Annotated in this window: 20 protein-coding genes and 1 pseudogene; 10 read left to right on the top strand and 11 right to left on the bottom strand. The window is 39.6% G+C overall.

What is annotated here, in order from left to right:
* Positions 1-38: 38 nt before the first annotated feature.
* On the bottom strand, positions 39-941 hold the full coding sequence (locus ON073_RS08690; protein WP_274761495.1) for a LysR family transcriptional regulator: 903 nt from the start codon (positions 939-941) through the stop codon (positions 39-41).
* A 113-nt stretch (positions 942-1,054) separates the two neighbouring features.
* On the opposite strand from ON073_RS08690, the gene ON073_RS08685 reads away from it, so the two are divergent.
* From ON073_RS08685 to ON073_RS08665, 5 genes are all read left to right on the top strand, one after another.
* Positions 1,055-1,576, top strand: coding sequence for an NADPH-dependent FMN reductase (locus ON073_RS08685; protein WP_274761494.1), 522 nt, complete (start codon positions 1,055-1,057; stop codon positions 1,574-1,576).
* A gap of 289 nt (positions 1,577-1,865) precedes the next feature.
* Positions 1,866-2,201, top strand: coding sequence for a PadR family transcriptional regulator (locus tag ON073_RS08680; protein ID WP_274761493.1), 336 nt, complete (start codon positions 1,866-1,868; stop codon positions 2,199-2,201).
* A gap of 12 nt (positions 2,202-2,213) precedes the next feature.
* The gene (locus ON073_RS08675; RefSeq protein ID WP_274761492.1) at positions 2,214-2,945 is read left to right on the top strand and encodes a hypothetical protein; all 732 of its coding nucleotides are present in this window, start codon (positions 2,214-2,216) and stop codon (positions 2,943-2,945) included.
* Between the two features lie 20 nt (positions 2,946-2,965).
* Entirely contained in the window at positions 2,966-3,790 is an 825-nt protein-coding gene (locus ON073_RS08670; RefSeq protein ID WP_274761491.1) for a flagellar motor protein MotB, read from the top strand.
* A gap of 8 nt (positions 3,791-3,798) precedes the next feature.
* Complete coding sequence (locus ON073_RS08665; RefSeq protein ID WP_274761490.1) at positions 3,799-4,587, top strand: motility protein A; 789 nt, start codon at positions 3,799-3,801, stop codon at positions 4,585-4,587.
* Between the two features lie 65 nt (positions 4,588-4,652).
* Here ON073_RS08665 and ON073_RS08660 read toward each other — a convergent pair.
* The 3 genes and pseudogenes from ON073_RS08660 to ON073_RS08650 form a co-directional block, all read right to left on the bottom strand.
* Positions 4,653-4,984: pseudogene (locus tag ON073_RS08660) on the bottom strand (VOC family protein).
* 30 nt (positions 4,985-5,014) lie between these two features.
* Positions 5,015-5,770 carry a Na+/H+ antiporter NhaC family protein gene (locus tag ON073_RS08655; protein WP_274761489.1) on the bottom strand — a complete coding sequence of 252 codons (756 nt, stop codon included), beginning with the start codon at positions 5,768-5,770 and terminating at the stop codon, positions 5,015-5,017.
* A 44-nt stretch (positions 5,771-5,814) separates the two neighbouring features.
* A complete protein-coding gene (locus ON073_RS08650; protein WP_274761488.1) occupies positions 5,815-6,324 on the bottom strand; it encodes a hypothetical protein in 510 nt (169 codons plus the stop codon).
* A 311-nt stretch (positions 6,325-6,635) separates the two neighbouring features.
* On the opposite strand from ON073_RS08650, the gene ON073_RS08645 reads away from it, so the two are divergent.
* Positions 6,636-7,034 carry a hypothetical protein gene (locus tag ON073_RS08645; protein ID WP_274761487.1) on the top strand — a complete coding sequence of 133 codons (399 nt, stop codon included), beginning with the start codon at positions 6,636-6,638 and terminating at the stop codon, positions 7,032-7,034.
* Between the two features lie 62 nt (positions 7,035-7,096).
* Here the strand turns inward: ON073_RS08645 and ON073_RS08640 are convergent, their stop codons facing one another.
* Together ON073_RS08640 and ON073_RS08635 are read right to left on the bottom strand one after the other, a co-directional pair.
* Positions 7,097-7,354, bottom strand: a complete 258-nt coding sequence (locus ON073_RS08640; protein ID WP_274761486.1) for a hypothetical protein — start codon at positions 7,352-7,354, stop codon at positions 7,097-7,099.
* Between the two features lie 124 nt (positions 7,355-7,478).
* Entirely contained in the window at positions 7,479-8,522 is a 1,044-nt protein-coding gene (locus tag ON073_RS08635; RefSeq protein WP_274761485.1) for a PLP-dependent cysteine synthase family protein, read from the bottom strand.
* 132 nt (positions 8,523-8,654) lie between these two features.
* Here ON073_RS08635 and ON073_RS08630 point away from each other — a divergent pair, with 132 nt between their 5' ends.
* Entirely contained in the window at positions 8,655-9,218 is a 564-nt protein-coding gene (locus tag ON073_RS08630; RefSeq protein WP_274761484.1) for a DUF4136 domain-containing protein, read from the top strand.
* A gap of 69 nt (positions 9,219-9,287) precedes the next feature.
* Here ON073_RS08630 and ON073_RS08625 read toward each other — a convergent pair whose 3' ends face one another.
* Entirely contained in the window at positions 9,288-9,569 is a 282-nt protein-coding gene (locus ON073_RS08625; protein ID WP_274761483.1) for a YkgJ family cysteine cluster protein, read from the bottom strand.
* A gap of 247 nt (positions 9,570-9,816) precedes the next feature.
* Between ON073_RS08625 and ON073_RS08620 the strand changes: the two genes are divergently transcribed.
* From ON073_RS08620 to ON073_RS08610, 3 genes are all read left to right on the top strand, one after another.
* A complete protein-coding gene (locus ON073_RS08620) occupies positions 9,817-11,016 on the top strand; it encodes an efflux RND transporter periplasmic adaptor subunit (protein ID WP_274761481.1) in 1,200 nt (399 codons plus the stop codon).
* Positions 11,017-11,019: 3 nt separating this feature from the next.
* Positions 11,020-14,178, top strand: coding sequence for an efflux RND transporter permease subunit (locus ON073_RS08615; RefSeq protein WP_274761480.1), 3,159 nt, complete (start codon positions 11,020-11,022; stop codon positions 14,176-14,178).
* Between the two features lie 168 nt (positions 14,179-14,346).
* Entirely contained in the window at positions 14,347-16,119 is a 1,773-nt protein-coding gene (locus ON073_RS08610; protein ID WP_274761479.1) for a hypothetical protein, read from the top strand.
* Here the strand turns inward: ON073_RS08610 and ON073_RS08605 are convergent.
* From ON073_RS08605 to greA, 4 genes are all read right to left on the bottom strand, one after another.
* The gene (locus tag ON073_RS08605) at positions 16,104-16,301 is read right to left on the bottom strand and encodes a hypothetical protein (protein ID WP_274761478.1); all 198 of its coding nucleotides are present in this window, start codon (positions 16,299-16,301) and stop codon (positions 16,104-16,106) included. The two genes, ON073_RS08610 and ON073_RS08605, sit on opposite strands and share 16 nt — an antisense overlap.
* Before the next feature lie 62 nt (positions 16,302-16,363).
* The gene (locus ON073_RS08600; protein ID WP_274761477.1) at positions 16,364-17,050 is read right to left on the bottom strand and encodes a potassium channel family protein; all 687 of its coding nucleotides are present in this window, start codon (positions 17,048-17,050) and stop codon (positions 16,364-16,366) included.
* A gap of 204 nt (positions 17,051-17,254) precedes the next feature.
* Entirely contained in the window at positions 17,255-18,415 is a 1,161-nt protein-coding gene (locus tag ON073_RS08595) for a tetratricopeptide repeat protein (protein ID WP_274761476.1), read from the bottom strand.
* Between the two features lie 44 nt (positions 18,416-18,459).
* Positions 18,460-18,936 carry a transcription elongation factor GreA gene (greA, locus tag ON073_RS08590; RefSeq protein ID WP_010558849.1) on the bottom strand — a complete coding sequence of 159 codons (477 nt, stop codon included), beginning with the start codon at positions 18,934-18,936 and terminating at the stop codon, positions 18,460-18,462.
* Between the last annotated feature and the right edge of the window lie 18 nt (positions 18,937-18,954).

Raw genomic sequence — 18,954 nt, 5'->3', positions numbered from 1 at the left:
AATTATTTTATTTTCATAAATATAACTAACAATAAATACTACGCATTATGACTCAGCTTACTTGTTAATAACTCAACAAACTTTCTGACCTTTGGCGATAAGTGCTTGCGGCTTGGATAAACTGCGTAAACGTGGACTTCTTTTGCTGGAAAATCAGCAAAAAGCACTTCAATATCGTTGTTTTCAAGAGCCTCTGCTAAAAAGAATTCCGGTAAGCGTACGATGCCATGACCATCTAACGCCATTGCTAATTCCATATGGCCGTTATTGCTGCGTACTCGTTCTTTAACGGGTACCGTAAATTCGCTGCCATTTTTATCTATAAAGTCCCATTTATCGGCTTTTTTCAAGTTGCTGTAGCAAATGCAGTGATGATTCGCGAGCTCTCGCGGGTGATGAGGCTTACCGTAACGTTCAATGTATTTTTTGCTGATCACAGTATAAGTTGGATAACTGGTTAAGCGTTTACAAATTAAAGTTGAGTCATCGAGCGCTGGCGTTGCACGAATGGCTAAATCGTACCCTTCGTTGATTAAATCAACTTTTTCATCGCTAATATTCCATTCCAAACTGACATTGGGATAAAGCGATAAATACTCAGACAATACAGGCTGTAACAACCCCTTACTTAAGCCAAGTGGGCAGCTCACTTTTAAACTGCCTTTGGGTTTTTCATCACTTGGAGAGATCGATTGCAATGCTTGCTCTGTATCATTCACCAACTGCTCGCAGTGATTGAAAAACACTTGCCCCTCTGGCGTAAGTGAAATTGAGCGTGTAGTACGGTTTAATAGGCGTACGCCTACACGCTCTTCTAACTTACTGATTACTTTACTTACATGGGAGTTTGAGTGATTCATCGCCTCAGCAGCTGCACCAAATCCACCCAGTTTTACCACTTGCACAAAGATGGGAATACCATCAAATATATTATTAGCCATATGGAAACAGTATTTTAATTTTATAAGTATTAATATCGTAAAGGAATTAATATAACCTTATATCCATCAAGTCAAGGTAACTAACTTTAATAGCATTCATGTCGGAGAGCATTATGAAATTATTAGCATTCGCAGCAACAAACAATAGCCAGTCAATCAACAAGCAACTAGTTCAATACGCATCATCATTAGTCGATGCAGAAGTTGAAATTTTAGATTTAAACGATTTTGAAATGCCAATTTACAGCCAAGATCGTGAACAGCAAGGCGGTATTCCTGAGCAAGCACAAACCTTTTACAAAAAAATCGGTGATGCAGATGCGGTTGTAATTTCATTCGCTGAGCATAACGGTTCTTACACGGCGGCGTATAAAAACCTATTCGATTGGACATCGCGCATTAATATGAAAGTTTACCAAGATAAGCCTGTTGTATTGATGGCATCATCACCAGGTCCTGGCGGTGCAAAAAGTGTATTAGGTGCAGCAACAGGTTCTGCTGGTTTCTTTGCGATGGACGTTAAAGGCAGTTTTTCATTACCAAGCTTTTTCGATAACTTTGATGTAGAAAAAGGCCAAATCACCAATGGTGAACTTGCAGATGAACTTGCAACTATTATGGCGCAGCTTGGTTAATTAATAAGATTAAACCCCCTCCTCTTTAACAGGTGCATTGCACCTGTTTTTTTATTTTTAGCATTTTTATTTCTCGGTCTTTTCTGAGCACAGGATGCCAGTTTTAATATTAACCTCAATGTTAAAAACTGTTAGGAGCAGATTTTCTCTAAACCTGAGATTATTAAACAACCATACCTTTTGCTCATTTTTTAGTTTTTACTACAAAATAGTAAAAACTATTTGCATCTTTTATTTTAAAAACCTATTTTGTAGTAAATTAAGCATTAATGGCTTTTATAGGTGGTTTGTGGGTAAAAGTGATAAATTTTTAGGTGAGTTTGAGCAAATGGTATTGCTCGCTTTATTGCAGCTAAAAGATAACGCGTATGGCGCGGCAATTCGCCAATTGTTAGACCAACAAATTGCACGCACGGTTGCCCTAGGCGCACTTTACGCCACCCTTGAACGTCTTGAAAACAAAGGCTTAGTATCATCAAAATTAGGGGAAGCCACGCCCGAGCGCGGCGGTCGCCCAAAACGTTTTTTTAAAGTGACCAATGATGGATTAAGTGCATTGCAACGGGCAAAAGACGCCATGGATACCCTTTGGCAAAACCTGCCAAACCACCCCTTTGAAGTATAATTGGTGAACACCATGACTAAACATCATAACCCACCTAAGCTTGCTGCATGGCTAATTGAGCGTTTTACTCCCAAGCACCATCAAGATGCATTATTAGGCGATTTATACGAAGAGTATTTTGAACTAAAAGAACAAAACCTTTCTATTGCTAACCGCTGGTTTTGGCTGCAAACCTACCTTAGTGGCAAGGCCGCCTTTTATTGCCTGTTAACGAATGCACATGTGATTAAGACCCTTGTTTTTAGTATCGGACTTGGTGTTTTTACCATTATAGCCCTACTAGTAATGTGGCTAAGTAGCATGGATAACGTTGATGGGTTTAGTGACGGATTTTGGCAATCACTTTTAAATGGCAATGTTCACCTTGCCTTACTTGAAGGTGCATTTTGGTCAGGCACTCCCGATTACATAATGAAAAGTACCAATGAGGGTATTTGGCAATTTATTGGTCTGTTTATTCACTTACCTGCGCTTATTCTCGCATCCGCATCACTTATTGCCATTCACTATTTAAGTAAAACTGCGAGTTTAAAATCACTTATTTTTAGTAGCGTCTCATTGGTTTTAATGCCCTATCTGTACGGGTTACTTTTACTTAATAACTATGATTATGCCGCAACCCAAACAGGCCCTATTCTCGCTAGCATGTTGCTAAGTGTGTTCTATTTAGTGTTACCCAGTTGCTATTTTATTGCCAAACGGTTTCGCACAGAGCACAGCCAAATCTGGCAATCTGATAGTTAAATAAAGCAAGAAGTATCATCATGGAAAACCACGACTTTATTGATGAAAAAGCCAAAGGTGCGCCAAATTGGATGACGACGTTTGCCGATTTAATGTCACTGCTTATGTGCTTTTTTGTGTTGCTATTATCTTATTCCGTAATGGATGTTGAAAAGTTTAAACACATCGCAGGTTCAATGAAAAAAGCCTTTGGTGTGCAATCTGAAGTGGTATTAGAAGAGATACCAAAAGGCACATCTGTTATCGCTACTGAGTTTTCACCAGGAAAGCCAGAACCAACACCTTTTGAGTCTGTAAAGCAGCTCACAACAGAACGCGAACAGCCTAATCTACAAACGCAAAAAGCGGAGAATGAAGCAGCTAAAATCAATCTCAAATTAAAAGAAACGCTCGAACACTTGCTTAAAAGCGAAATTGAAAACGAATTAATTGAACTTGAAATGCTTGGCCAACAACTGATTATTCGATTAAATGAACGCGGCAGTTTTCCCTCTGGTTCTAGTTTTTTACAGCCGCGATTCAAACCTGTTTTAACAACTATAGCCGAGCAGCTTGCTCGTATTCCGGGGCAAATTTCGGTTTCGGGTCACAGTGATGATTTGCAGGTTAGTAACGAACTGCATAGCAACAATTGGGAGTTATCATCAAAGCGGGCAAATGCCGTGCTGCAAACCTTACTCGGTTCAAATCAGCTTAACAGCAACCGTTTGCATATAGCGGCCTATGCTGACACTAAGCCCTTGCTACCAAATACATCGCAGCAAAACAGAGCTAAAAATCGCCGCGTTGAAATCGCAATTTCACAAGGCAATGCCTTCGAACTTCAACCTTCTCACGCTTTCTAGGAGTTTCTATGGATTCAGCAAGTGGCTTTGGCCTTTCAATCATTATTTTGGCACTGATATTTGGTATTTTTGCCAGCGGCGCTGCACCTGAAGCTTACGCGAATTTATCATCCATTTGTATTGTGCTTGGCGGCACCTTAGGTGCGGTGATGCTAAGTTACCGTTTATCCAAATTCGTTGCAGCCATCAAACACATTAAATGGGTGTTTAGTAAATCCACGCCCGATTTATTTAGTACTATGGATGAATTGGTAGAACTGGCTGAAATTGCGCGTAAAAGCGGCTTTTTGGGCTTAGAAGAAAAACCCATTAACGACCCATTTATGGCCAAAGCAATTAATTTATTAGTGGATGGCCACAGCCCAGAAGCCATTGAATTTACGATGAATCGCGATATTTTGCATACTCGGCAAAACAATAACGATGCCATTAAAGTGATGAACAGCTTTACTGAGCTTGCCCCCGCCATGGGCATGATAGGCACATTAATTGGCTTAGTGGCGATGCTCATCGCTATGGATGACCCAAAAACCATTGGCCCTCAAATGTCTGTTGCGCTATTAACGACCCTTTATGGTGCACTGATTGCCAATGGCATTACAGGGCCTTTTGCTAACAAACTTGGCGAGCGCGCAGAAGAGATAAAACACCATATGAGCTTAGTGCGCGATGGCGTAATGCATATTGCCAAAGGCGATAATCCTAAAACCATGATGAATTTATTAGCGGGCTATTTAGGTGAAGATTTAACATCTAACTCGGAATTGCTCGATGAAAAAACAGAGGTTAGCCAGTAATCATTTAAGTAAAACAAGGCATGCTGTATATCTTTAGCATGCCTCACTTTTAACGTATTCTCGCTTTATTTATCACTCCACACGGCAAACTCGTTACCGCATGGATCACTAAAATGAAAACAAACGTTTCAACCACAACTTTACCACCAGCAGCGATTATTTTGCCTTGTGTTTCAGCTAAGTTGGCACTATAAAACACCACCAGTGCCGAGCCCGTAGTTGTTGCCATCACATTCTTTGAGTAGTAAAAGCCGCCATCAATACCTGCGTTATTAAACGCCGTATACTCAGGGCCATAATCGGTAAATTCAAAAGCAAATACCGCGTTAAAAAACGCTTTAACCTTTGCTAAATCGCTTGCTGGAAACTCAAGATAATTAATTTTTTCGTGTTGCATACGGCCTCCGTGTCTTACTATAAGTTTACGTTAAATAATAACGCTGCCAACCACAACGTAAAGCACTAAACTCACTAGCGCAATCGCCAAACAATATGGTAATTGCGTTTTAACGTGTTCGATATGGTCGCACCCACTGGCAATAGATGCCACAATGGTTGAGTCTGAAATTGGTGATGCATGGTCACCAAATACCCCTCCACCAAGCACTGCGGCTAATAAAAACGCCGGTTCAATACCTGTTTGTAACGCAATTGGCAGTGCAATTGGGAATAAAATCGCAAATGTGCCCCACGAAGTACCCGTAGCAAACGCCATAATACCAGCGGTAATAAACAGTAGCGGTGCAATCCAAAGTAGAGATACTTCAGAGCTCATTAACCCGCTGACATAAGTACCTGTACCAAAGGCTTTTACTGCATCGCCAAAAGCAAATGACAACACTAATACCATCACAGCTGGCACCAGATTTTTAATGCCCTTAATGCTGTGCGTTAGCACCTCTTTGCTAGAAAACACATTATCTTTTAACAGCATTAAAATTAGGATTAGGTAACTTGTTACCACCGCCCAAAGCACCGAAAACGAACCGCTACCACGGCGTAAGTCGCCATCACCTGTGTAATAGAGTAAGCCCAAGGTAATAAAAATAATGCCAATCATCGGCACCACAAGGTAACTTGCTTTGCCAACGGTATCATTCTTTTCAAATTTTGATTCGACCATGCTATTGGCGTCTTTTAATGGGCCAAATACACGGCCGCTCAGCGCTGTGTAATACACCACACATACCACAATAATCGGGTAAAAATTATAACCAATCGTGCTTATTAAAAGGCGCCCCAGCCATTTATAAGCAGTAATATGCTAATCGGCGAGCAGGTAGAGTCGAGAATAAACGCAAGGCGCGCACGTGATAATTTGTATTTATCAAAAATGCTCTGCGATGCAAGTCCAGCGGTAAACATACTTAAGTTGGTATCTGTAAAAATCGATGAACCAATTAAGGTCGGAACCATCGCCGCTTTTCTGTCATTATCAACCCAGTGCTTTTTATTAAGGGCATGAATAAACCCCGATACACCGCCACTGGCATTAACCAGCGCAAGCACGGCACCAATTAATAAACTAAAAATGATAATACGTTGGTTATAAGTGGATGTAGCGACATCTATCACCCCTGTTGTCATCGCTGTAACACTCGTAACTGGCGAAAAACTTGAAGACATAAAGTAGGTAAGTACTAACCCCACCAGCAACGCTTGAATCGCGCTTTTACGCCAAATGGCAACTAAAATGGCCACAATCGGCGGGATAATGGTATATATTGAATCGTTCATTATTATTCTCAGGACGCATTAAGCGGCTTATTTTGAACAGTAAAAATCATAATTGCAAAAAAATGCTTTAAGTGAAAGTACCGTAATAAATTAGCTGATTATTGTTGATTCACAAAACAGACTATTCTGCCCCTTGCTGTAAACCGCTAATTTATAAAAGTGACAAAAAAACACCTTAGTTGTTAGCTTTTAATTATTTTATCTTAACGTAACAAGCTGATATAAAACACGCTTTAAAATCAATAAATAAGTGAATGTATTATGAAAAAATATTGGTCACTTTGGCTCTGTTGCTGCTGCTTGGCTGTGACATGAAAGATGAAGTAACGGCAGCGAATGCTAACTTACAAGAAAATCAAATTTGGGTTTTTGCGCAATTTAATGTGCCTGAAGAAAAAGAACAGATGGAAACCTATTATTACTATGGCTTAGTGTCTGAACCTCTCTACAACGCCATCGCCAACAACGCACTTTCAAGCGGTTTTATCCAACTTAAAAATGTTAAGTTTTGGGGTGATAACAATTTAATCTACGATTACAAAGATATTGAGCGCAGTGGCCAACTTATTTTCCGCATTGAACACATTGTAAAATTAAACCCAGTAAATGTAGAGCCAATAGTAGGTAAAGGGTTTGAACAATTTGAAGATCCAGAAAACATTACGCCCCCTGTATTTGAGGAAGATAAAAGCACTGAAGAATCAAACTAGTGCTTTAATTAAGCTGAGTTAATATTTATGAAAACATTAACTCAGCTTACTCATCACTTTGCTTATTCAACCCCTTGGTTGCCACAAAAAGCATTAAAGGTATGTGAGTCATTTTCAAATTGCTCAGTTTTTGCAAGCTCCCAAGGTCGTTCACACTGTTGGGTTTTAGTACACCACTTGTACCCTGCCGACGCCTTACATCCGTGTTTATCTAAATCACCGCCAACCACATTGGTATTTGTTTTGTCGGCTGTTGGCTTACTTTCACCACACCCAATAACGATTGTTATACAAGCAAGTATAATAAATAACGTTTTCATGATTTTAAGTCCTATTTTGAATCACTACAGTGTTAATAAATCTTGGTATAAATTTTATAACATGCTACTACTGCACTTCATTGCAACATTTTCCTTTGCTTGAATATACAGCATTACCTAATCGTTACGACAAACTAGCAAGCCATTGCTGATAGTTAAAATCAATTGGAATGTGCGCTTGCTGCCAATCTATATCGTAATAGGTATTTAAATAGCGCTCGCCGCTATCGCAAATTAAACTAACTATTGAACCAAACTCGCCAGCCTCTTGCATTTTTTTGGCTAGATGTAACATACCGACAAGGTTAGTGCCTGTTGACGGCCCTACTTTACGACCAAGTAAATTGCTCAACCAAAACATTGCCGCAATACTTTGTCCATCTGGTACTTTTAGCATCTCATCAATCACACCAGGAATAAACGAAGGTTCTACCCTCGGCCGTCCAATACCTTCTATACGGCTGCCGGTTTTGTTAGTTAGCGAATTATCACCGCTTTTATAAAAGTCATAAAAAACCGAATTATCAGGGTCTGCCACGAGTAGTTGTGTATCAACGCCTTGATATCTTACATAACGGCCGATGGTTGCTGAAGTGCCGCCAGTGCCTGGACTCATTACTATCCAGCGAGGTATAGCAAATGGTTCCTTCGCCATTTGCGAAAAAATACTCTCTGCAATATTGTTATTGCCACGCCAATCTGTGGCTCGCTCAGCATAGGTAAATTGATCCATATAATGACCGCCAAGTTGATCAGCTAAACGCTGTGATTCGGCATAAATTTGCGTAGTGTTATCAACTAAGTGGCACTTACCACCATAAAACTCAATTTGTTTTATCTTTTCTTTCGCAGTGGTTTTTGCCATTACAGCAATAAACTCTAAACCAAGTAGTTTTGCGAAATAAGCCTCTGACACCGCCGTTGAGCCACTTGAAGACTCAATTATCGGCGTGTTTTCGTTTATCCAACCATTGCTAAGCGCATACAAAAATAGCGAGCGCGCTAAACGGTGTTTTAATGAGCCTGTAGGGTGCGTGCTTTCATCTTTTAGGTAAAAATGAATGTTTGGAAATGCACTTAAATTAAACGGGATTAAATGAGTGTCGGCAGAGCGGGTATAGTCAGCCGCAATTTTAGCAAACGCCTGTTTTGTCCAATTGGTATTCATTTATTCCCCATTCATTATTTATTAAGGTAAAAACTGTAGTCTTTACCTGCGTATAGAGATTACAGTTCTCAAATTCTATGTTATCTTTTCCTAGCAAAACACAAATTCGTTCGCTAGCCAAGGAGCTTGATTATGAAAAACTTATTATTAGCATGTGGCGTTTTACTACTAGCTGCCTGTGCAAAAACCCCGGATTGGGATTATGACCGCACAGCCAATTTTGCAAGTTATAAAACGTTTGCATTTGTTGATAATGCAAACCTTGCAAAAAACACAACAAATTATCAAATTAGCCCTTTGATGGAGCAGCGTGTTCGCGAAGCGGTAACACGTGAATTAAAAGCTAAAGGTTTTTCACAAGTAGCCTCAAACCAAGCTGACGTGTTAATCAATTACCATGCATCGGTTGAGAAGAAAATTGATGTAGATACTATTTCATACAATGCAGGAATGGGTCACCCTTACAGTGCTCGTTGGGGTTACTGGGGTGTAGGTTATGAAACGCATACCTCAACGCGTGAGTACGAAGTTGGTACATTGGTACTGGATGTTATCGATCGCAATGAAAAAGCCCTAGTTTGGCGCGGTGCAAAAGGTGGCAAACTTAAAAAGAACCAATCACCTGAACAACGCACTCAAGTTGCGAATGAGCTTATTGCTGAAATTTTATCAAACTTCCCACCAGAACTTATGTAAGTCGGTTCAGGTATCATAAAAAAGCCATCATTTAGATGGCTTTTTTGTGTCTTCTCTTAATATGGCGTATCAAGTAGCGCCTTCTAGATAGCTGATGATTTTCATCGCTTCATCGTTGGTTTTACCACACACATCAAGTGTTGGTTTGAAGTCTAAACAAACTTTAGGACGGGTTTTGTCACCAAATAATCGGCATAGGTTGTTTTCGTCTAATTGCACACAACGCACACCAGCTGGTTTGCCAAATGGCATTCCTGGAATTGATGATGAAATACTTGGCGCAATGCAACACGCACCACAACCTAATCGACATTCCACTTTTAAAAGCCCCTTTTTTTGCTCAGCGTGCATTATAAAACATTCTGCTTATGCTTGCGATAAGTCGACTAATTGTGCAGTTAAATCGTTTAATTGTAAGAAATTATGAATTTACATAATATTTAGGTTAAGTTTAGATTTATTGTATTTCATACACTTACAGCGTTGTTAATAACAGTTATCAAGTAATAAACACAGTTTGTTACATCTGGTTCATCTTCATAAACATTCTTTTTCCTATAGTAGGCTCGTCATCAATAGAAAAATGTAGGGATTTACAATGGCGAGCAAATTAAAAATGACCGGGATCACCCTAGCTGTTTTGCTAGCGTCTGTAGGCGTTGCAGCAGGTTTAGGTGCAATGAAAAAACCACCGGAAAAGAAAGAAGAAAAAGAATCAATACCTGTAGTTGTGGTAGAAGATAACAGTGTTGAAACGATTACACTAAACGTAAACTCTTACGGTTTAGTTAATCCTAAATACAATACCTCACTTAAAGCACAGGTAACTGGGCAAGTTACTGAAATTTCAGATGCGTTTGTAAAAGGTGGTTTCGTAAACCAAGGTGACGTGCTAGCACGCATCGACCCAAATGATTACGAAGCGGCTTTAACTGAAGCTGAAGCAAGCCTTGCTCAAGCACGCGCGGCTCTTGAATTAGAGCGTGCACAAAAACGCGTTGCCGAATCAGAGTGGGAGCGCATTAAAGAAAGTGCGAAAAACGAATTTGTACCAACTGAACTTTACTTGCGTAAACCTCAGTTAGCTGAAAAAGTAGCGCGTTACCGCGCTGCAGAAGCCGGTGTTAAGCGTGCAAAACGCAATTTAGAGCGTACTTATATCAAAGCGCCTTACGATGCAATTATTACAGCACGCTCAGTAGCACTTGGCTCTGTGGTTAATTCAGGCAGTCCAATTGGCGAATTAAGTAGCACTGATTTTGCTGAAGTACGCTTACCTGTTGCAGATAAAGAATTACAATTTTTAATGCAAGGCGGCATTGATGCTGATGTGGATTTGGTAACAAATTTCCAAGGTAAATTACATCACTGGCAAGCAAAAGTGGTGCGCAGCGAAGGCCAAGTTGATAGCAAAAGCCGTATGTCGTACTTAGTTGCTGAAGTTAAAGATCCATATGGTTTAGAGTCAAACAACACGCCTCTTCGTTACGGTTCATATGTTAATGCTTCAATTGCCGGTTTATCAGTTGAAGGGGTTAGCCGCGTTAAGTCTCACCTTGTAAATAATGGCAAAATTGCCGTTTTAGAAGACGGTGTTTTAGCGTATCGCACGGTTGAAATACTGCGTGAAGAAGGTCGCGAGTTAATTGTTAAAGGTGAGCTTGCCAATAATGAGCAAATCATTGCATCAAATATCAAGCGTCCAAAAGCTGGTATGAAGCTTTCAAATGCCGCCTTAACGACACAAGAAAAACCAGCTCAACCAGTTGCAGAACTGGCAATGAAAAAAGAGGACTAAACCATGATTGATACGAAAAAAGGTATCATCGCATGGTTTACCCGCAACCCAGTTGCTGCAAACCTGCTGATGATCATCATTCTGATCGGCGGTTTATTTACTGCCATGACCATTCGCAAGCAAATGTTTCCGCAATTTGAAAATAGCTGGATGTCAATTCAAGTTGCATACCCTGGTGCTGCCCCGCAAGAGGTAGAAGAAGGGATCACCATGAAAATTGAAGAAGCATTAGAGGGTATGCAAGGCCTAGAACGCCTAATTACCTATTCTAATCGCGGCTTTTCACAAACATGGATCCGTATTGACGAAAGCTACGATGCCAAAGAAGTATTAGATGAAGTTAAAATGCAAATTGACTCTATCTCAACCTTCCCTGATGGCATGGAGCGCCCTATTGTCGCGAAAGAAAAATACCGCCAAGAAGTAATGTATTTATCACTGCATGGCCCGCTTTCTCAACGCGAACTAAAAGACTTAGGCTCAAAAATTCATGATGAGTTACTAGCCTTACCAGGGATTAATATTGCGGAGTATTTTAGCGGACTTCGCTATGAAATCGGCATTGAGATAAGCCCTGATAAACTACGTGAATACGGCTTAACGTTTAGAGATGTTGCCAACGCGGTACGTGCATCATCGGCGAACATGTCAGCAGGTCAAATTCGCGCTGAAAATGGCTATATTTCAATGCGTGTTGAAAACCAAGCTTATCATGGCAATGAATTTGAAAAGTTACCTCTACTAAGCCTGCCGGATGGTAGCCAAGTATTACTCGGTGATGTTGCAAACATTAACGATGGTTTCCAAGAAGGTATTCAATTTTCTAAGTTCAATGGTGATAACTCTCGTACTTTCTTTATTGGTGCATCAGAAGAGCAGGATATTACAAAAGTAGCCGACACCATTAATCAATACCTAGACAAAAAAGCCAAAGAACTTCCTGAGGGCGTAACACTTGAATCATTTGTTGATATGACCTACTACCTTGAAGGTCGTTTAAATATGATGATTGAGAATATGGCTTGGGGTGGCTTACTGGTTATTTTAAGCTTAGCTTTATTCCTTCGTATAAAGCTGGCCTTTTGGGTAATGATGGGTTTACCAGTATCTTTCTTAGGTGCGTTATTCATAATGCCTTTAGGCGGTCTTGATATCACCATCAATATTATGTCGCTGTTCGCATTTATTTTAGTACTGGGTATTGTGGTGGATGATGCCATAGTGATAGGGGAATCTGCCCACAGCGAAATTGAAAAACACGGACACTCAACTGACAATGTTATTCGTGGCGTAAAACGCGTTGCAATCCCAGCTACTTTTGGTGTTTTAACTACCATTGCGGCTTTCTTGCCAATGATGCTAGATACAGGCCCTGAAGCTGCGGTATCAAAGTCGATTGGCGGCGTAATTATTCTGTGTTTAATTTTCTCGCTAATTGAATCAAAGCTTATTTTGCCTGCGCACTTAGCGAAAATGAAGCTATCACCACACAACCCTAAAAACCCTCTTCACCGCATGCGTGAAGGCTTAGATGGTGGTTTAAAACGTTTTATCGATAATAGCTATCGCCCAATGATTGTGAAGTTCATTGAATTTCGCTATCCGGTAATCTTTGCCTTTGTTGGTTTAATGATTATCAGTGGTGGATTATTCGCTGGCGGCTTTGTTAAGTTTGTTGCAAACCCTAAAGTGCCGCATGATTTTGCCAATATCAATATTGATATGGAGCAAGCTACTGCCGAGCGCACAACGCTTGAAACAGCACTGCAAGTTGAACAACTTATCTTGAATGAAGACAAACTTATTGAGCAAGAGTTTGGTCAAAAAATGGTAGAAGACATCTCGGTTCGCCTTCAAGGTCGTACCGGTGCGCGTATTATGGCAAAACTTGTTGACCCAGATTTACGCCCAATGGATACCTTTGAGCTTGCTGATCGCTGGCGCAGTAAAATGCCTGATTTTTCTGCCGTTAAAACCCTCAACATTCGCGATAGTATAAGTGGAAATGACCGTGACGATGGCGATATCAGCTTCCGTTTGGAAGGTAAAGATATGGCAGAACTTCGCCTTGCCGCCGCTGATTTAAAAGCGCATCTAAACACTATCAAAGGCGTAGGTGATGTAAATGATTCAATGCAAACTGCAACCGATGAAGTACAGTTCGAACTTAAACCTGTAGCGTATAGTTTAGGCTTAACGCTTGCTGATGTTGCTCAACAGGTAAGCTTTAGTTTCTATGGCTTAGAAGCGCAGCGTATTTTACGTGATGGTGAAGAAGTTCGCGTGATGATCCGCTATCCAGAGCTAGAACGTAACGCAATCAGCCACATTCATGATGTGCGTATTATTACGCCACAAGGTGCTGAAGTACTTCTTTCTGAAGTGGCTGAAGTAAAACTTGTTGATGGTGTAAGCAGCATTCGCCGCGAAAATGCGCGCCGTACAATTAACGTATGGGCTAGCATTGATGCAGAGCAGGTTGAGCCATTTAAAGTCGCAAAAGATATTCGTGAAGAATATATTCCAACATTACTTGAGAAATACCCAAGTATTACTACCAACCTATCGGGTCGCGTGCAAGAAGAAATGGATTCCATTTGGGAACAAATGAAAAACTTTATTATCTCGCTATTAGTTATTTATAGCTTGTTGGCCATTCCACTTCGCTCTTATTCGCAGCCACTACTGATTATGTCGGTGATCCCATTTGGTATTATCGGTGCAATGTTCGGTCATATGTTCTTAGGCATGACCATGAGTGCACTCTCAATGTTCGGTATCATTGCTGCAGCAGGTGTAGTAGTAAACGACTCCCTTGTAATGGTGGACTTTGTAAACCGCGCCCGTAAAGAAGGTGTAGCAATTAAAGAAGCTGTTGTGGAAGCCGGTTGTAAACGTTTCCGTGCAATTTTATTAACATCAGCAACGACATTTATTGGCTTAATCCCAATTTTAAGTGAGACCAGCTTACAAGCGCAGCTTGTAGTGCCTATGGCTGTCTCACTGGCATTTGGTGTGTTGTTTGCCACTGTTATTACATTAGTGTTGATCCCTTGCCAATACGTTGCATTGGAAGACATTAAAGGCCTTATTAGACGAGACAAAGGGAAAAAGGAAATTTCTCAATCAGACATTGATGACGACGCTACTGTAAAAATCTGATTACTTGTCTAACCTACCAAAGCCCACACTCTGTTGTGGGCTTTTTATTTGCAGAAACCTTTGTTTGCATGTTAAAAAATCAAAATACTCCATATAATTAAAAGTGTTACTGGAAGGCTTAAATAGCTACTTCGTTAAATTTGTATTGTCATAGCTAATGGAATTTGTGTGATAAAGAAATATTCAATTATTGTTGTTCTTATATTGCTACTGGCTTGCCTTATTTGGTTTGCAAATTTCCATTCAACGGCTGAATTTCAAGTCCCCCCTGCTAATGCACAAAAACACATAGCTGACGAACCAAGCGTCACACTGACCGAAAACCAAATTCAAAAGCCTGAAAAAACAAAAAAGACAAGTACTGTATTAGAGGATGAACAACAAAGTTATTGTAAAGATCAGCCGCGCTTTTTCGCGAAGTTTGAACGAGATAAGCAAAGTTATTTGAGTCAAATTGCAATTGCTTGGCGTATACAAGGAGAATCGCCTTTTAGAATAATGCATGCGCTAGAAAATGCCGTATCAAAAGATGCAGCCGAACGCTTTATGCGAGAAGTAAAACTGGTTTCTCTCAATTCAGAGGCAAATCAGTTAAAAAGCCAAAAATACATAAATAAAGGGTTAGACTTTAGCGACTACATTAAAGAAAAGCACCGTTATAGCTTTAAAAAATTTCGCCAATCGGTAATTACCAAAGATTTTGTTGAAAGTTACCGCAAACAAGTTGAGCACAACCAAGATATTGCTATTGATATTTTGCAGCATGCATTTGTACAGGCTGTGAATATTGATAATCCTAGACCTGATTTCGATGCCTTGTTGTTGCTTTACGATAGTTATTATTCCCTTAACCCTAGTATTAATAAATTTATTACCTCACAACAGTTGCCATATGTACTCAATCGCTTACCAAAAGATACCGCAGCAAAAGTGCTTTCACGGTTACTATTGATTGAACAATTACCTTCTAACACCAGTAAGTCAGTATTACTCGCGCGTGTTGGCGGCATTGACAAACAATTTGTAGATATCATTAATGGCGCACCAATAACCCCGCCTGCGCCTATAGAAAGCGATGAGCTGCAGTCTCAATTACACGAGATAATGGCTGAACAAAAATTATTTATTGATGATCAAGACGTTTGTCAGCTTTATGATGTCGCACCGATTGATAGTAATGTCACTGTAAATTACATTGATGCAAATAGCCTTGATTACCCTCACCCAAGTTGTGACCGACTACTCTCAGAACAAGCTAAAGAAATTGGCATGTTGGCGCTATTTTCTGAAATATCGTCGCAGTTTTTAGCCGCAGGCATTGATCTCAATAATTTAAATGATGCCGAACAAGTTAAACGCGCTGACCTAGTGCAAGTTCATGAGTACCTTGATAAAAAACCTGAGTTTGAACGAGAGCTTGCGTATTTACTTCTCTATTCAAGACCCATGCACAGCAAACGAAACGAAATTATCGAGGCCTTAGTAACTCAAGGGCTATACCCTAAAAATGCTAACGCAGTTGCAGTTATACAACGCCTTAATCAAGATGATGCCATTAAAATGCTAGAGCGAATGGGTAATGTCGATTTACCAAACCAACGTGGTGAAAGTATGGTGTATAACTTAATGTTTATTAATCCCGAATTGACTAGTGAATTAATAAACCGCGGTTTCAGCCAAAAGCATAGCCAGCAAAGCCCTGATCCTTTATTAAAAATGCTGCACTTTTTAAAAGAAAATCGCGAGTCAGAAAAATGGATTGGAGTAATAACCGCACTAATCAATAACGGGGCAAAAATTGAAGCTCAGCACCTTAATGAAGTATACCGATTGCAATTAACCGTACCTGAACTTTACCAGCAATTAACTGAGCGTCATCCTGAGCTTATTCCTCATAATGTCACAGCACTCAATATTGTGCAGTGTCAGACCTCTGAATAGTTATCGATTGATTGCGTTTCAAGCGCATTTGATTGATTTTGAATTTTACTAAGCAAAGGCGCCATAATCCAAGTGACTAGTACAATGTAGCCACATGCCATGGCGATTTGAAAAATGCACATGTAAAACTTACTTGATGCCCCACCGTCTTTAAACGTAGAACCCGATATAATAATAATCACAGTAGTAAGCGCCATGGCGTAAATAGGCGATAATTTTCTTTTTATCGCGATAGCTATTCACTTTAATTCCTTTTATGTGTCTGATTGTTCGAGTAATTTTGATGCAAAATATTGAGCCTAGCACCAACAAGGCTAGCAACTAAAATCGTTAAATATAATTGACCTACAACCGCTTCAAAATAAACAAATACCCTTGAAAGAGGGATACTTGGAGAAATATCGCCGAAGCCTAATGTTGTTAATGTGACAAAAGAAAAATAGATAAATTCTGGAAACAAAACATACCATTTAGTCGTTTCAGGTATGTTGTTAAACGCCGGGGTAAAATTAATTTGCAATAAACAATAAATATTCGCCCATATCACCCCCATCATAAAATAAAGGCAAATCGCGCCAAGAATTTTGTTACTATCGATAACACCGGAAAACAGTACTTGCTTTGCCGTTTTGAATGCAGTGAAGAGGAAAAATACCAGCATCAGTATCAGTGTGACATTATCACCCATGCTGTTATCGATAAATAGGGTAAACCAAGACATTGCAATAATAACAAAAGGAAACAATAGCTTATATTTAAAAAACTGACTTTGCGAATCAATACCCCAAACAGAAATAAGCAAGGTAAACATCGTGCTAGCCTGCATTACATGCTGTAATTTTGCACTAAAAAACTGATGACAAAGTGCAGTGCCAAACAGCAATAATGTCAGTGCAATGGTGAGATGGAGAAAGTTATCTCGATGGCTCATCAGCTCATCCTATGAGAAAATATTATTATTTTTAAAATCCATTCTACGTGCTTAACTAAGAAAAGCCAGCGATATACAAACTATTAATAGGCAAAGACAAGACCAAAAAAACTAATTCAGAAGCAAATAAATGCAATTTGGATTTAAAAAGCCATCTCGCTTTAGAAAATAAATTTTATTAAAAAATTACATTTTCGTTGAGTATTACAACCATTTTGCTTGGTTAAAATCACTCGCAACACGAATATAAGGCATAGCAATATTGTGTTTTTCTATCAAGTCTTCAGCCTTCTTTTTAGCTGCTATGTAGCTGTCAAAGCCAAAGGTTAAAACAAAATAAAAGTCATTGCTTTCAACTATTTCTGCATTTAAACGCTGAGCTATAATTCGTGCATTAGCTTGCTTTGAAAACTTACCAAATTGCAAAACAAAACCACTTAAATTTTTACTTTTAAGTTGCGCTACTGACTCAACATCGGTTGATGGAGTAGTGATTGGTTGTTCGCTGATTTTCGGCTTTGAGTTAGCAGTATTTAACAAAAATATCTCAGCTTGAGGCACACCATTTTTGATAGCAATTTCAGCATATTCATGGGCCTTTGTTTTATCTTGGCTAAAATACTCACCGTTAAAATAAAGCGACGAAAGATTATGTGCTGCAAAACCATTACCTTGCTCTGCGGCATTCTGGTAATAACTCACTGCTTCATCAGGGTTATTTTTAAATATCAGTGTGGCGTAAATAAATTGGGCTTTATCATAACCACTATCTGCGGACTCTTTTATTAAACTTAAGCCCTGACTTTGATTACGTTTAACCCCTTCCCCTTTTAAATAGAGCGCGCCTAATTCGAGCTTGGCTTTTTCATCACCAAGCTCTACCGCTTGAGATAACCATTCAACCGCTTTTTCAGGTTCATAAACCAAACTTGTGTCGTCACTATAGCGGTTTGCAATTTTACGCTTGGCATTTAAAGAGCCATTGCGCGCAGCTTTTAAGTAATGTTCAAATGCAAGGCGCTTACTTTTTTCAACATCCACACCTACAACTTTGCCCAGTTCATAAGCTAAAGCGAGATTAAATGAAGCCTCTGCATGACCTTGCTCATCTGCCAAAATAAGAAACTCAAGGGCTTTTCGTTTGTTTTTAACAACACCTTGCCCTTTGGCATAAAGGGTTGCCAAAATAAAACTCGCTTCACCATTATTTTCTTCAGATAACTCTGCACACTCATAACGCGCATTAACAAAATCGGCATTATTAAATGCTGTTGAACAATTGTTATCTAATTCTGTCACATACTGCGCATGTGCACTTATAAAAGGTGCTAGTAGCGTTAAAAATAAGAGAAAGCGTATTTTCATAATTTACAAACAAAAAAGCTCGGTAATAACCGAGCTTTTGTAGATTAAATGTATTCTACTTCAGTAATTTCGTACTCAACCGCACCATTTGGGGTTTTAATTGTTACTGCATCATCGATTTCTTTGCCGATTAAACCACGAGCAATTGGTGAGTTAAATGAAATCAGATTATTTTTAATGTCTGCTTCATCATCACCAACGATGCGATAAGTCGTTTCTTCGTCAGTATCTACGTTAACGATAGTAACAGTTGCACCGAAAATCACTTTGCCGTTATTTTGCATTTTAGTAACGTCAATGATTTGAACCGTTGATAGTTTTGCTTCAATCTCTTGAATACGGCCTTCACAAAAACCTTGCTCTTCACGCGCTGCGTGGTATTCAGCATTTTCTTTTAGGTCACCGTGTTCACGCGCTTCTGCAATATCAGCGACAATTTTAGGACGGCGTACCGTTTTTAATTCATTTAACTCGTCACGCAGTAATTGTTCACCACGTACTGTCATTGGTGTTTGTTGCATTATTCTTCCTAGAACTCT

The sequence above is a fragment of the Pseudoalteromonas sp. G4 genome (genome assembly GCF_028875915.1).
Classification (GTDB): domain Bacteria; phylum Pseudomonadota; class Gammaproteobacteria; order Enterobacterales; family Alteromonadaceae; genus Pseudoalteromonas.
The sequence above is the reverse complement of the archived record's forward strand: the minus strand, read 5'-3'. Positions and strand labels throughout refer to the sequence as shown.

What these genes read in the sequence shown, in the direction of transcription:
- ON073_RS08690 (WP_274761495.1), bottom strand. Translation starts at nt 941, where the DNA reads ATGGCTAATAATATATTTGATGGTATTCCCATCTTTGTGCAAGTGGTA.
- ON073_RS08685 (WP_274761494.1), top strand. Translation starts at nt 1,055, where the DNA reads ATGAAATTATTAGCATTCGCAGCAACAAACAATAGCCAGTCAATCAAC.
- ON073_RS08675 (WP_274761492.1), top strand. Translation starts at nt 2,214, where the DNA reads ATGACTAAACATCATAACCCACCTAAGCTTGCTGCATGGCTAATTGAG.
- ON073_RS08670 (WP_274761491.1), top strand. Translation starts at nt 2,966, where the DNA reads ATGGAAAACCACGACTTTATTGATGAAAAAGCCAAAGGTGCGCCAAAT.
- ON073_RS08665 (WP_274761490.1), top strand. Translation starts at nt 3,799, where the DNA reads ATGGATTCAGCAAGTGGCTTTGGCCTTTCAATCATTATTTTGGCACTG.
- ON073_RS08650 (WP_274761488.1), bottom strand. Translation starts at nt 6,324, where the DNA reads ATGAACGATTCAATATATACCATTATCCCGCCGATTGTGGCCATTTTA.
- ON073_RS08645 (WP_274761487.1), top strand. Translation starts at nt 6,636, where the DNA reads ATGAAAGATGAAGTAACGGCAGCGAATGCTAACTTACAAGAAAATCAA.
- ON073_RS08640 (WP_274761486.1), bottom strand. Translation starts at nt 7,354, where the DNA reads ATGAAAACGTTATTTATTATACTTGCTTGTATAACAATCGTTATTGGG.
- ON073_RS08635 (WP_274761485.1), bottom strand. Translation starts at nt 8,522, where the DNA reads ATGAATACCAATTGGACAAAACAGGCGTTTGCTAAAATTGCGGCTGAC.
- ON073_RS08630 (WP_274761484.1), top strand. Translation starts at nt 8,655, where the DNA reads ATGAAAAACTTATTATTAGCATGTGGCGTTTTACTACTAGCTGCCTGT.
- ON073_RS08625 (WP_274761483.1), bottom strand. Translation starts at nt 9,569, where the DNA reads ATGCACGCTGAGCAAAAAAAGGGGCTTTTAAAAGTGGAATGTCGATTA.
- ON073_RS08620 (WP_274761481.1), top strand. Translation starts at nt 9,817, where the DNA reads ATGGCGAGCAAATTAAAAATGACCGGGATCACCCTAGCTGTTTTGCTA.
- ON073_RS08615 (WP_274761480.1), top strand. Translation starts at nt 11,020, where the DNA reads ATGATTGATACGAAAAAAGGTATCATCGCATGGTTTACCCGCAACCCA.
- ON073_RS08600 (WP_274761477.1), bottom strand. Translation starts at nt 17,050, where the DNA reads ATGAGCCATCGAGATAACTTTCTCCATCTCACCATTGCACTGACATTA.
- ON073_RS08595 (WP_274761476.1), bottom strand. Translation starts at nt 18,415, where the DNA reads ATGAAAATACGCTTTCTCTTATTTTTAACGCTACTAGCACCTTTTATA.
- greA (WP_010558849.1), bottom strand. Translation starts at nt 18,936, where the DNA reads ATGCAACAAACACCAATGACAGTACGTGGTGAACAATTACTGCGTGAC.